This is a genomic window from Stutzerimonas kunmingensis (assembly GCF_002929225.1).
In the GTDB taxonomy this organism is placed as follows: Bacteria; Pseudomonadota; Gammaproteobacteria; order Pseudomonadales; family Pseudomonadaceae; genus Stutzerimonas.
In genome coordinates, this window is sequence record NZ_PISM01000003.1 from 12,843 (window position 1) to 25,886 (window position 13,044).

Below are 13,044 nucleotides of genomic sequence, written 5' to 3' on the forward strand. Positions count from 1 at the left end.
CTCCAGAGGGTAAATGCTTAGCGAGCCTTCACCCGTGTCGTTGAATTGTGGCGCTGCTGGTGGGCTAAAGCCCACCCTACGGATCAAGCCTCTTCCATCTCCAGCAGCACCGCGCCTTCGCTGACCATTTCGCCTTCGCTGCAGAACAGGCTCTTGACCACGCCAGCCTGGGCGCTGCGGATGCTGTGTTCCATCTTCATCGCTTCCAGCACGATCAGCGCGGTGCCGGCCTCGACATGCTGACCGGCCTCCACCAATACACGAACGATGCTGCCGTTCATCGGTGCGGTCAGGCCGCCGTGATGCTGGTGGCTGGCCTCGGCTTCGGCGATGGGGTCGAAGGCGCGCACGGCCAGCCATTCGCCGTTCCACTGCAGATACAGCGCATCGCCCTGGCGAATTGCCCTGGGCGTACGGACGTTCTGCTGCGGTGCTGCCGGGTCGACCTTCAACCGGCGGCTTTCGCCATTGCACTGCAGATGCAGGCTGATCTGCGCCGGCATGCCGAAACGCAGCCCGCTGCGCTTGGACCACGGCGAATGGGCATCGTCGCCGCGTACCTTGGTCGGTTCGGTCTGCACGAAGCACTCCGCAGCCTGCTGCCAAAACGCATCGGATAGCTCGCCAGCCGGACGCAGCAATTCGCTTTCGTGACGCGGAATAAAGCCGGTATCCAGCTCGGCCTCGGCAAACGCGCGGTGGCCGACGACGCGGCGCAGGAACGCAAGGTTGGTGCGCACGCCGCCCACGGCGGTCTCGTCGAGCATGGCCAGCAAACGCAGGCGCGCTTCCTCGCGGTTCTCGCCCCAGACGATCAGCTTGCCGAGCATCGGGTCGTAGAACGGCGACACGGTATCGCCCTCGGCGACGCCGCTGTCGACACGACGGCCCGGGCCATCCGCCGCTTCACGATATAGATCGAGGGTGCCGGTGGCGGGGAGGAAATCGTTGTCCGGGTCCTCGGCGTACAGCCGTACCTCGATGGCATGGCCGATCAGCGGCACCTGCTCCTGGCCGATCGGCAGCGGCTCGCCGCGGGCGACGCGAATCTGCCAGGCGACCAGATCGAGGCCGGTGATGGCCTCGGTGACCGGGTGCTCGACCTGCAGGCGGGTGTTCATCTCCATAAAGAAGAACTCGCCGCGGGCATCCAGCAGGAATTCCACGGTGCCGGCACCGACGTAGCCGATCGCCTGCGCGGCCTTTACCGCCGCCTCACCCATGGCGCGGCGCAGTGCCGGGGTCAGGCCGGGCGCCGGCGCTTCCTCGACCACTTTCTGGTGGCGGCGCTGGATCGAGCAGTCGCGCTCGTTCAGGTACAGGCAGTTACCGTGCTGGTCGGCAAACACCTGGATCTCCACGTGACGCGGCTTGAGCACGTATTTCTCGACCAGCATGCGCGAGTCGCCGAACGACGACTGCGCTTCACGCTGGGCGGACGCCAGCGCTTCGGCTAGATCGGCCTCGCGCTCGACCACCTTCATGCCCTTGCCGCCACCGCCGGCGGTGGCCTTGAGCAGCACCGGGTAGCCGATGGTTTCGGCGGCAGCGCGGAAGGTTTCGTAATCCTGGGCCTGGCCGTGATAACCCGGCACCAGCGGCACGCCGGCTTCTTCCATCAGCGCCTTGGCGGCGGACTTGCTGCCCATGGCGTCGATGGCCGAAGCGGGCGGGCCGAGGAAGATCAGCCCGGCCTGTTCGATGGCGCGGGCGAACTCGGCGTTCTCCGAGAGAAAGCCGTAGCCCGGGTGGATCGCTTGGGCGCCGCTGGCCTTGGCCGCCTCGATCAGCTTGTCGATGCGCAGGTAGCTGTCGGCCGGCTTGGCGCCGCCCAGGTCGATGCAGATATCGGCTTCGCGGGCGTGGCGTGCCGTGGCGTCGATGGCGCTGTGCACGGCAACGGTGGTCAGGCCCATGGCCTTGGCGGTGCGCATTACGCGGCATGCGATCTCGCCGCGGTTGGCAACCAGGAGGGTCGTTATCATTTTTGTGATTCCTGCGTGGCCTGGAAGACGTTTCCCCTCACCCTAGCCCTCTCCCCTGAGGGGCGAGGGGATGACGGAGTGGGGCGAAGCAATGAAGTGGTTCGGCAATGATTGGCGTGACCGGTTGATGTGCGATCAGCGGCATGAGCGCGGACGATATGGTTAGGCAGCCGCTCCCAAACCCCACACAACCCAACCCCATCTCCCTCTTGGGGAGCGGGCCGGGGCGAGGGGGAGTTGCTACGCACATGCACTCCCGCCCAGCCATTGCACAGACCAACTCCCTCTCCCCTTTGGGGAGAGGGCTGGGGTGAGGGGGCGGTGCTGCGGCCCTGCACAATCACCCTGCCACTGCACAAGCCAACATACTCTCCTCCTTGGGAAGAGTGCCGGGGAGCGGGCTGGGGCGAGGGGGCGGTGCCAAGGACCGACACAGCCGCCCGACCACCACACAACGCAACCCTCTCACCGCGCGTACGCGACAACGTATACGAGCGAGCACCCCACAGAAGCCCAGTCATCACGCGCGCTCCTGCCAGGCGGGCGTGCGTTTTTCCAGGAAGGCGCTCAGGCCTTCCTGACCTTCCGAGCTGGTGCGCAGGCGCGCAATGGCCTGTTCGGTGGTCTGGCGCAGGTCGGCGCTGAAATCGCCATCACCCACTTCCAGCAGCAGGTCCTTGCAAGCCTTGAGCGCCTGCGGGCTGTTGAGCAGCAGGTTGTCGACCCACTGCTCGAGCGCGGCGTCCAGTTCACTGGCCGGGTAGGTCTCGGCAAGCAGGCCGAGTTCGCGGGCACGCTTACCGTCGAAGCGTTCGGCGGTCAGCGCGTAGCGGCGGGTGGCGCGCTCGCCGATGGCCTTGACCACGAACGGGCTGATCACCGCCGGTGCCAGGCCGATGCGTACTTCCGACAGGCAGAACAGCGCATCGCTGGCGCCGATGGCCATGTCGCAGCAGGCGATCAGCCCCAGCGCGCCGCCAAACGCCGCGCCCTGCACCACGGCCAGGGTTGGCTGCTGCAGCTCATACAGGCGCTGCATCAGCTCGCCGAGCTCGTGGGCGTCGGCGAGGTTGGCCTGGTAGTCGAGTTTGGCCGATTCGCGCATCCAGCCCAGATCGGCGCCAGCGGAGAAGTGTTTGCCACGCCCGCGCAGGATCAGGAAACGGATGCTGGCATCGTCCTGCACCTGGGCCAGCGCCGCGTTCAGTTCGCCGATCACCCGGGCGTCGAAGGCGTTGTTCTTGTCCGCGCGGTTGAGCCAGAGGGTGGCCACGCCGCGCGCGTCTTTGTTCAGTTCGATGGTCTGGAAATCGGTCATCTCGGCATCCTCGATGGGACTGCAGTCGCCGGCGCGCTTGGCTGCCGACGGCTCGGATTACATGCGGAACACGCCGAAGCGGGTCGGCTCGATCGGCGCATTCAGCGCGGCGGACAACGCCAGTCCCAGCACCTCGCGGGTCTGCGCCGGGTCGATCACACCGTCGTCCCACAGCCGGGCGCTGGAGTAGTACGGATGGCCCTGGCGCTCGTACTGCTCGAGGATCGGCTGCTTGATCGCGGCTACCTCGTCGTCGCCGAGACTCTTGCCGGCGCGTTCGCTTTGCTCCTGCTTGACCTGCGCCAGCACCCCGGCGGCCTGTTCGCCGCCCATCACGGCGATGCGTGCGTTAGGCCACATCCACAGGAAACGCGGATCGTAGGCGCGGCCGCACATGCCGTAGTTGCCGGCGCCGAAGCTGCCGCCGATGATCACGGTGAACTTCGGCACCCTGGCGCAGGCCACCGCGGTGACCAGCTTGGCGCCGTGCTTGGCGATGCCGCCGGCCTCGTACTTCTGGCCGACCATGAAGCCGGTGATGTTCTGCAGGAACAGCAGCGGGATGCCGCGCTGGCAGGCCAGCTCGATGAAGTGCGCGCCCTTCTGCGCCGCCTCGGCGAAGAGGATGCCGTTGTTGGCGAGGATGGCCACCGGATAGCCGTGCAGGCGGGCGAAGCCGCACACCAGGGTGGTGCCGAACAGTGCCTTGAACTCGTCGAACTCGCTGCCATCGACCAGTCGTGCGATCACCTCGCGCACGTCGAACGGCTGCTTGGCGTCGGCCGGGATCACCCCGTACAGCTCCTCGCTGGCGTACAGCGGCGCGCGCGGCGCGGCGCTCTCCACCCGGCCCTGCTTGCGCCAGTTGAGGTTGGCCACGCAGCGGCGGGCGATGGCCAGGGCATGGGCGTCATTCTCGGCGTAGTGATCGGCCACCCCACTGGTCTTGCAGTGCACGTCGGCGCCGCCCAGCTCCTCGGCGGTGACCACCTCGCCAGTGGCAGCCTTCACCAGCGGCGGGCCAGCGAGGAAGATGGTGGCCTGGTTGCGCACCATGATGGTCTCGTCGGCCATGGCCGGCACGTAGGCGCCGCCGGCGGTGCACGAGCCCATCACCACGGCGATCTGCGGGATGCCCTGGGCGCTCATGTTGGCCTGGTTGAAGAAGATGCGGCCGAAGTGTTCGCGGTCGGGGAACACCTCGTCCTGGCGCGGCAGGTTGGCGCCGCCGGAGTCGACCAGGTAGATGCACGGCAGGCGATTCTGCTGGGCGATGGTCTGGGCGCGGATGTGCTTCTTCACTGTCAGCGGGTAGTAGCTGCCGCCCTTCACGGTGGCGTCGTTGCCGATGATCATGCACTCGACGCCTTCGACGCGGCCGATGCCGGCGACCACGCCGGCGGCCGGCACGTCCTCGCCGTAGACCTCGTGGGCGGCCAGGGCCGAGACTTCGAGAAAGGCCGAGCCGGGGTCGAGCAGGGCGTTGATGCGCTCACGCACCAGGAGCTTGCCGCGCGCGGTGTGACGCTGCTGGGCAATAGCGCCGCCGCCCTCGCTGATGCGCCCGAGCAGGGCGCGCAGGTCGTTCACCTGTTCGAGCATGGCCGCGCTGTTGGCGGCGAACTCCGGCGAACGGGTATTGAGCTGGGTATGCAGGATGGCCATGGACGGGCTCCGTTCAATTCCATCATGGATGGCATTGCCATCCACAGACTGCGGTGGAAAACCCTTCGCGGTTTTCCACCCTACGAGGCTGGGGGCGTTCTTTCCGCCCGCAGGCTCACCTGGATTCGTTGAACAGCTCGCGGCCGATCAGCATGCGGCGTATTTCGCTGGTGCCGGCACCGATCTCGTAGAGCTTGGCGTCGCGCAGCAGGCGACCGGTGGGGAATTCGTTGATGTAGCCGTTGCCGCCGAGGATCTGGATCGCCTGCAGGGCCATCTGTGTGGCGTTTTCGGCGCTATAGAGGATCACCCCGGCGGCGTCCTTGCGGGTGGTCTCGCCGCGGTCGCAGGCCTGCGCCACGGCATACAGATAGGCGCGGCTGGCGTTGAGCTGGGTGTACATGTCCGCCACCTTGCCCTGGATGAACTGGAACTCGCCGATGCTCTGGCCGAACTGCTTGCGATCGTGGATGTAGGGCACCACCACATCGACGCAGGCCTGCATGATCCCGGTCGGGCCGCCGGCCAGCACCACGCGTTCGTAGTCCAGGCCGCTCATCAGCACCTTGACGCCGCCGTTCTCGGCGCCCAGCACATTCTCTTGCGGCACCTCGACGTCATCGAAGAACAGCTCGCAGGTGTTGGAGCCGCGCATGCCGAGCTTGTCGAACTTGTTGCCGCGGGAGAAACCCTTCCAGTCGCGCTCGACGATGAACGCGGTGATGCCGTGCGCACCCTTGTCCAGGTCGGTCTTGGCATAGATCACGTAGGTGCTGGCGTCCGGGCCGTTGGTGATCCAGGTCTTGCTGCCGTTGAGCACGTAGCGGTCGCCGCGCTTCTCGGCGCGCAGCTTCATGGAGACCACGTCGGACCCGGCATTCGGCTCGCTCATGGCCAGCGCCCCGACGTGTTCGCCGCTGATCAGCTTGGGCAGGTAGCGGGCCTTCTGCTCGGGGGTGCCGTTGCGGTTGATCTGGTTGACGCACAGGTTGGAGTGGGCGCCGTAGGAGAGGGCGACCGAGGCCGAGCCGCGGCTGATTTCTTCCATCGCCACCACATGCGCCAGGTAGCCGAGGCCGGCGCCGCCGTACTCCTCGGAGACGGTCACGCCGAGCAGACCCATCTCGCCGAATTTCTTCCACATGTCCGCCGGGAACAGGTTTTCCTGATCGATGGCTTCGGCGCGCGGGGCAATCTCGGCGGCGACGAAGGCCTGCAGCTGCTCGCGCAGCATGTCGATGGTTTCACCGAGGGCGAAATTGAGGCTGGAGTAGTTCATGGGGCCACCTGCTTGTCTTGTAATTGTTCTGTTTTCAGAGGATTCGTTCGTCCGGCGGAGTGCAGGCCGGCGCTCTGGTAGCGGTTCGAGGTCATCGGCATGGATGATCGTTCGCTGCTTTACGTTAACGTAAAGGTCCGCTCTCAGTCTGTCAACACACCGCCGAGTCGGCATGCTGCAAGCATAGGCCCGCCAAGGTGCGGCCGTGGGTTGCTGGCGCGCGGTGGTGTTTCGTCGGTGGAGGGGCACTTGGCTGGAGGCTGGCGGGACTAAACAGGCAGTGGCCGCAGCGTCGGCCTGCCACCGACGAGGAAATCCATGCCCCGCATCGGCTTCGCCTGCATGTATCACCACCCGCAACAGAGCCTCTCGCTGAAGGAGCTGGAGCGCATCGAGCGCACCTTCAATCCGCGCAGCACCACGCTGCGCTGGATGGCTTCGGCGGGACGCGAGGCGGCGGAGGCGAAGCTCGAGGAGATCGTCGAGCACAATCTGAGCGCTCAGCGGGTGCTGCTCGAATACGTCGCCACGTTGCCGCCGATGCTGCGCATGTTGCGCCTGTCCAGCGACTTGCTGCCGTTCTACAGCCATGCCGAGATCGCGCCGTTCTACCGTCGCGCCGAGATACGGAACCGCCTCGAGGCTGGCTTCGCCGCGATCGGCGAACTGGCACGGGCCAACGAAATCCGTCTGTCGATGCATCCGGGGCAGTATTGCGTGCTTGGCTCGGACAAGCCGCAGGTGGTGGAAAACAGCCTGGCGGAATTCGAATACCACGCCGACATGATCCGCATGATGGGTTACGGCCGGCGCTTCCAGGACTTCAAATGCAACCTGCATATCGCCGGGCGGCTCGGCGCCGAGGGGGTGCGTGCCGTGTGGCCGCGCCTGTCGACCGAGGCGCGCCACTGCATCACCTTCGAGAACGACGAAAAGACCTATGGCCTGGACGACTGCCTGAGCCTCGCGGACCTCGCGCCGGTGGTGCTGGATATCCATCACTGCTGGATTCACGAGGGCCGCTACATCGAGCCGGACGACCCGCGCATCGAGCGCGTTCTGGAAAGCTGGCGCGGTGTGCGGCCGACCATGCACTACTCGCAGCCGCAGGAGAGCCTGATGGAGCTCGGCTTCGCGCCGGAGCAGAAGCTGGAAATCCCCGAGTTGCTGGAGAAGGTCAACAAGCGCGACCTCTATGCGCATAGCAAACGCATGTGGAACCACTGGACGAATCACTATGCGTTTCAGTTTCTTGATCGCTTCGACATCATGCTCGAAGCCAAGGACAAGAACCTCGCCGCGCTAGATTTCCATCACGAGTACCAGCGCGAATGCGGCTGACGAGGCGTCTTCGGCAGACGCATGCGCGGCATCGTTGCAGAGGCTCCGGCGCAACCGTTTTTGCGCCGCTCAGGCATGCCTTCCGACACGTCGTGTCAGCGCCGATCTGGCCGCGGCTGACCCCGTTATTCGTCACCAGATAATGGCCATTTGACTGCTCGAGCTCCTCGACTTTCGCCTACCCTGCGACATATTGTCAGCTAGTTACCTTTACGTTAACGTAATCGTGGCCTAGGGTGACTGTCAGCAGCGCCAGCACCCTTGCGAGCACGCCTCATAACAAACATAAGACTGAGGAAAATCGTCATGAGTCTTCCGAGCTATACCTGCGGACCGCAGAGCAAACCCCTGTTGCCCATGACCATCGGCGCGGCATTCGACCGTACCGTGGAGCGCTTTCCCCAGCGCGAGGCCCTGGTGGTGCGCCATCAGCAGCTGCGTTACACCTGGGCGGAGCTGGCGGAGGTGGTGGACCGTTGCGCGCGTGGCCTGTTGGCCCTCGGACTGCAAGCTGGCGAACGAGTGGGAATCTGGTCACCGAACAATGCCCAGTGGTGCATTACCCAGTTCGCCACGGCGAAGATCGGCGTGGTGCTGGTCAACATCAATCCCGCCTACCGCCTCAGCGAACTCGAGTACGCCTTGAAGCAATCCGGCTGCCGCTGGCTGATCTGCGCCGATGCCTTCAAGACCTCCGATTACCACGCCATGCTCCACGAGCTGCTGCCGGAGCTGGAAAGCGCCGCTGTCGGCGCCCTGCAGAGTCATATGCTGCCGGAGCTGCGCGGGGTGATCAGCCTGTGCGACAAGCCGGTGGACGGCATGCTCCAGTGGCAGGCGCTGATGGAGATGGCCGAGCAGGTCGGCCCCGAACAGCTGCGCCAGTGCGGCGAACGCCTGCAGTTCGACGACCCCATCAATATCCAGTACACATCCGGCACCACGGGCTTCCCCAAGGGCGCCACGCTCAGCCACTACAACATCCTCAACAACGGCTACATGGTCGGTGAGAGCCTCAGGCTGACCGAGCACGACCGCCTGGTGATTCCGGTGCCGCTGTACCACTGCTTCGGCATGGTCATGGGCAATCTCGGCTGTGTCACCCACGGCACCACGATGATCTACCCGAGCGCCGCCTTCGAACCGCTGGCGGCACTGCAGGCCGCGGCCGAGGAAAAGGCTACCGGCATGTACGGCGTGCCGACCATGTTCATCGCCATGCTCGATCACCCGGAGCGCCAGTCGCTGGACCTCAGCAGCCTGCGCACCGGCATCATGGCCGGCTCCACCTGCCCGATCGAGGTGATGAAGCGCGTCATCGACGACATGCACCTGGCGGAAATGCAGATCGCCTACGGCATGACCGAAACCAGCCCGGTCTCCACCCAGACCAGCGCCGACGACGACCTGGAACGTCGCGTGACCAGCGTCGGCCGCACCCAGCCGCATCTGGAAAGCAAGATTGTCGACGAGCACGGCGCGGTGGTGCCGCGCGGGCAGATTGGCGAACTCTGCACCCGAGGCTACAGCGTGATGCTCGGCTACTGGAACAACCCGGACGCCACCCGCGATGCCATCGACGGCGCCCGCTGGATGCACACAGGTGACCTCGCGGTAATGGACGATGAGGGTTACATCAAGATCGTCGGCCGCAACAAGGACATGATCATCCGCGGCGGCGAGAACGTTTACCCGCGCGAGATCGAGGAATTTCTCTTCACCCATCCGGCGGTGGCCGACGTGCAGGTGATCGGCGTGCCGGATAGCAAGTTCGGCGAGGAGATCGTCGCCTGGGTAAAGCTGCACCCGGGCCATCAGGTCGAGGCCGAGGCGCTGCGCGAGTTTTGCAAGGGCCGCATTGCCCACTTCAAGAGGCCGCGGCACATCCGGTTCGTCGACGATTTCCCGATGACCATCAGCGGCAAGGTGCAGAAGTTCCGCATGCGCGAAATCAGCGTGGTCGAGCTGGGCATCAGCGAACAGCACTGACCGGCACCGGCCGGGTTCGCCCGGCCGGCAATTCGCTCATCCGAAAAGGAGCTTTCCATGGCGCTGCCTACTACTCAGTCGATCAGCCGTTTTCCGCTGCCCGATAGCCTCGACACGCTGCCCGCCGACCTGCGCGAACGGATTCTCGCCGTGCAGGAAAAGGCCGGTTTCATCCCCAACGTGTTTCTCATGCTGGCTCATCGGCCGGCGGAGTTTCGCGCCTTCTTCGCCTATCACGATGCGCTGATGGAGCGCGAAGCCGACAGCCTGACCCAGGCCGAGAAGGAGATGATCGTGGTGGCGGTCAGCGCCGACCACGGCTGCCTGTATTGCGTGGTCGCCCATGGCGCGATCCTGCGGATCCTCGCCAAGGACGCGCAGCTGGCCGACCAGATCGCCGTCAACTACCGCACCGCGCCGATCTCCGAACGCCAGCGCACGATGCTCGACTTCGCCCTGCACCTGGCCGCCGGGCGCGGCGTGCTGGACGACGCCTGGCAAGCGCGGCTGGAGGCCCAGGGTTTCAGCCTCGACGACATCTGGGACATCGGCGCCATCGCCGGGCTGTTCGGCCTCTCCAACCGCCTGGTGTCCATGGCGCGCACCCCGCCCAACGACGAGTTCTATCTGCTGGGCCGCGTGCCCAGAAGCACCGCGCGCTGAGCGCGACACCGCTTTACCGCATGAAGTGGTAATCCGAGCCCGGGCAGTTGGCAGTCGGGCTCAACAGCTGCATCAACGATCACAACAACAAGAGAGATAGCTATGCAACTGAAACCAGCAAGCCGGACCTTCCTGCTTTCCAGCCTGGCTGCAGCCATCCTGGGCATGTCCAACACGGCTTCGGCCGCCTTCATCGAAGACAGCAAGGCAAGCATCGACCTGCGCAACTTCTATATGAACCGCGACTTCCGGCAGTCTGGCGCTGCTCAGTCCAAGGCCGAGGAGTGGGCTCAGGGCTTCATGCTGAAAATGGAGTCCGGCTACACCGAAGGGCCGGTCGGCTTCGGCCTGGATGCCATCGGCCTGCTCGGCGTCAAGCTTGACTCCGGCTCCGGCCGTGGCGGCACCGGCCTCCTGCCACGCTCGGCTTCCGGCGAGCCGGCGGACGACTACGGCACGGCAGGCCTGACCGCCAAGGCCAAGCTGTCCGCCACCACGCTGCACGTGGGCACGCTGCAACCGGTTATCCCGGTGCTGATGCGCAACGACAGCCGCCTGTTGCCGAACATCTATCGCGGCGCCTGGCTGCAGAGCAAGACGTCGCAGGCCTCACGCTGGATCTCGGCATGCTGGATCGCACGAGCTACCGCGACTCTTCCAACTACGAAGAGATGACGGTGTTCAATGGCGGGCTGCGCAACATTACCTTTGGCAGCAATACGACGATTCCCGGGCTGAGCCTGATGACCCGCTACGTCTCCGGTGACAACGTCGACCGTGGCGCCGGCGCCAGCGAAGGCAAGACCTGGGAGCGCAACACCGACATCGCCTACGTCATCCAGAGCGGCCCACTGAAGAACCTCGGCTTCAAGCTGCGCAACGCCACCACGCGAAGCAACTTCCAGAGCGACCTGGACGAGAATCGCTTTATCGTCAGCTACAGCCTGCCGTTGTGGTAACCGCGAAACCGCTGTGAACCTCCTCGTTGGAAATTTCCGGGCCGCATAGGCCCGGCTTTTTCTGCGTCGGCCGGGCCTTCTTTCGGCGCTCGCGGTTTGCATCGCCGATGCAAACCAACTACCTCAATGGCGCGAAAAATACTGGCCTTTTGCCTTTCATTTGCCCGCTTTACCGCTCAATCACCCGTTTGAAAAAGCCACTTGCCGTATACGGAAACTGGTTGTTATCGTTTACGTAAAGGTCATGCAGCGACCTGCGCCATAACCAACAACAACAAACAAGGTTAGAGGGCACCCAAAGGAACCAGAGTTCGTGCTGGAAACGCGCGGCCTGACCAAGGAATTCCGCGGCTTCACCGCAGTGGATTCCGTCGATCTGAAGGTCCGTCAGGGTCACATCCATGCGCTTATCGGCCCCAACGGCGCCGGCAAGACCACCGTATTCAATCTGCTCACCAAATTCCTCACGCCCACCCGTGGCGAGATCCTCTATCGCGGCAAGAACATCACCTCGATGAAGGCCAACGAGATCGCCCGGCTCGGCCTGGTGCGCTCGTTCCAGATTTCCGCAGTATTTGGCCACATGAGCGTGCTGGAAAACGTGCGTGTAGCGCTGCAGCAGAAGATGGGCAACTCCTTCCATTTCTGGAAATCCGAACGCAGCCTGCGCGAGCTGGACGACCAGGTGATGCAGCTGCTCGCTGAAGTCGACCTGCAATCCTTCGCCCAGACCCTGGCAGTCGAGCTGCCCTACGGCCGCAAGCGCGCGCTGGAGCTGGCCACCACCCTGGCGCTCGACCCCTTCGTGCTGCTGCTCGACGAACCGACCCAGGGCATGGGCAGCGAAGACGTCGACATGGTCGTCGAGCTGGTGCGCAAGGCCGCGGCCAACCGTACGGTGCTGATGGTCGAGCACAACCTCAGCGTGGTCAGCCGCCTGTGCGATCGCATCACTGTGCTGGCGCGTGGTTCGGTACTCGCCGAGGGCGACTACGAAAGCGTGTCGGCCAACCCGCAGGTGCGCGAGGCCTACCTCGGCAGCGAAGCCGCGACACTCGAGGAGGCGCACGCATGAATCCACCCATGGACCGCGATCAGCTGCGCGTCAGTGATCTGCATGCCTTTTACGGCGAATCGCACATTCTGCACGGTGTCGATCTGGTGGTCGGCCGCGGCGAGCTGGTGACCCTGCTCGGACGCAACGGCGCCGGGCGCTCCACCACGCTGCGGGCGATCATGAACATGGTCGGTCGGCGCACCGGCTCCATCGTGGTCAACGGCAACGAAACCATCGGTATGCCGGCCCACCAGATTCCGCGGCTGGGCGTTGGCTACTGCCCGGAAGAGCGCGGCATCTTCGCCAGCCTGAGCGTCGAGGAGAACCTGCTGCTGCCGCCGACGGTGCGCAGCGGCGGCATGAGCCTGGACGAACTCTACGAGATGTTTCCCAACCTCTACGAGCGCCGCTTCAGCCAGGGCACGCGGCTGTCCGGTGGCGAGCAGCAGATGCTGGCCATGGCGCGCATCCTGCGCACCGGTGCCAACCTGCTGCTGCTCGACGAGATCACCGAAGGCCTGGCGCCGGTCATCGTGCAGAAGCTTGGCGAGGTACTGATCAAGCTCAAGCAGCGTGGCCTGACAATTGTCCTGGTGGAGCAGAACTTCCGCTTCGCCGCGCCGTTGGCCGACCGCCATTACGTCATGGAGCACGGCCGCATCATCGAGGAGATCGAGGCGGCGGAGCTGGATTCGAAGAAGGACTTCCTCAATTCCTGTCTCGGGGTGTGAACCTCAGGAAGCTGTAAACCGGCCGCAGTGGATGCCGGCCCGAACCACAACAAAAAC

Annotated in this window: 9 protein-coding genes and 1 pseudogene; 6 read left to right on the forward strand and 4 right to left on the reverse strand. The window is 64.8% G+C overall.

Translation table 11 applies throughout. From position 1 onward, the window contains the following. Positions 1-83: 83 nt before the first annotated feature. From CW305_RS00830 to CW305_RS00845, 4 genes are all read right to left on the reverse strand, one after another. Positions 84-1,985 carry an acetyl/propionyl/methylcrotonyl-CoA carboxylase subunit alpha gene (locus tag CW305_RS00830; protein ID WP_104096862.1) on the reverse strand — a complete coding sequence of 634 codons (1,902 nt, stop codon included), beginning with the start codon at positions 1,983-1,985 and terminating at the stop codon, positions 84-86. A gap of 520 nt (positions 1,986-2,505) precedes the next feature. Further along, a complete protein-coding gene (locus CW305_RS00835) occupies positions 2,506-3,303 on the reverse strand; it encodes a gamma-carboxygeranoyl-CoA hydratase (RefSeq protein WP_042922357.1) in 798 nt (265 codons plus the stop codon). A 57-nt stretch (positions 3,304-3,360) separates the two neighbouring features. After that, positions 3,361-4,968 (reverse strand): carboxyl transferase domain-containing protein, encoded by a 1,608-nt coding sequence (locus tag CW305_RS00840; protein WP_104096863.1) that lies wholly within the window; start codon positions 4,966-4,968, stop codon positions 3,361-3,363. A 115-nt stretch (positions 4,969-5,083) separates the two neighbouring features. Beyond that, entirely contained in the window at positions 5,084-6,247 is a 1,164-nt protein-coding gene (locus tag CW305_RS00845) for an isovaleryl-CoA dehydrogenase (RefSeq protein WP_042922353.1), read from the reverse strand. A gap of 318 nt (positions 6,248-6,565) precedes the next feature. Between CW305_RS00845 and CW305_RS00850 the strand changes: the two genes are divergently transcribed. From CW305_RS00850 to CW305_RS00875, 6 genes and pseudogenes are all read left to right on the forward strand, one after another. Next, the gene (locus CW305_RS00850) at positions 6,566-7,588 is read left to right on the forward strand and encodes a UV damage endonuclease UvsE (protein WP_042922349.1); all 1,023 of its coding nucleotides are present in this window, start codon (positions 6,566-6,568) and stop codon (positions 7,586-7,588) included. A gap of 306 nt (positions 7,589-7,894) precedes the next feature. Continuing rightward, entirely contained in the window at positions 7,895-9,577 is a 1,683-nt protein-coding gene (locus CW305_RS00855; protein ID WP_104096864.1) for an AMP-binding protein, read from the forward strand. Between the two features lie 57 nt (positions 9,578-9,634). Continuing rightward, on the forward strand, positions 9,635-10,240 hold the full coding sequence (locus tag CW305_RS00860; protein ID WP_042922343.1) for a peroxidase-related enzyme: 606 nt from the start codon (positions 9,635-9,637) through the stop codon (positions 10,238-10,240). A gap of 102 nt (positions 10,241-10,342) precedes the next feature. Continuing rightward, positions 10,343-11,199, forward strand: a pseudogene (locus CW305_RS00865) (OprD family outer membrane porin). 313 nt (positions 11,200-11,512) lie between these two features. Beyond that, entirely contained in the window at positions 11,513-12,274 is a 762-nt protein-coding gene (locus CW305_RS00870) for an ABC transporter ATP-binding protein (protein ID WP_014597518.1), read from the forward strand. Beyond that, positions 12,271-12,987 (forward strand): ABC transporter ATP-binding protein, encoded by a 717-nt coding sequence (locus tag CW305_RS00875; protein WP_023446998.1) that lies wholly within the window; start codon positions 12,271-12,273, stop codon positions 12,985-12,987. Before CW305_RS00870 ends, CW305_RS00875 begins: the two co-directional genes overlap by 4 nt. The last annotated feature ends 57 nt before the right edge of the window (positions 12,988-13,044 follow it).

Excerpts from the sequence above, each read along its gene's own strand:
- CW305_RS00830 (WP_104096862.1), bottom strand. The coding sequence starts at position 1,985 with ATGATAACGACCCTCCTGGTTGCCAACCGCGGCGAGATCGCATGCCGC.
- CW305_RS00835 (WP_042922357.1), bottom strand. The coding sequence starts at position 3,303 with ATGACCGATTTCCAGACCATCGAACTGAACAAAGACGCGCGCGGCGTG.
- CW305_RS00840 (WP_104096863.1), bottom strand. The coding sequence starts at position 4,968 with ATGGCCATCCTGCATACCCAGCTCAATACCCGTTCGCCGGAGTTCGCC.
- CW305_RS00845 (WP_042922353.1), bottom strand. The coding sequence starts at position 6,247 with ATGAACTACTCCAGCCTCAATTTCGCCCTCGGTGAAACCATCGACATG.
- CW305_RS00850 (WP_042922349.1), top strand. The coding sequence starts at position 6,566 with ATGCCCCGCATCGGCTTCGCCTGCATGTATCACCACCCGCAACAGAGC.
- CW305_RS00855 (WP_104096864.1), top strand. The coding sequence starts at position 7,895 with ATGAGTCTTCCGAGCTATACCTGCGGACCGCAGAGCAAACCCCTGTTG.
- CW305_RS00860 (WP_042922343.1), top strand. The coding sequence starts at position 9,635 with ATGGCGCTGCCTACTACTCAGTCGATCAGCCGTTTTCCGCTGCCCGAT.
- CW305_RS00875 (WP_023446998.1), top strand. The coding sequence starts at position 12,271 with ATGAATCCACCCATGGACCGCGATCAGCTGCGCGTCAGTGATCTGCAT.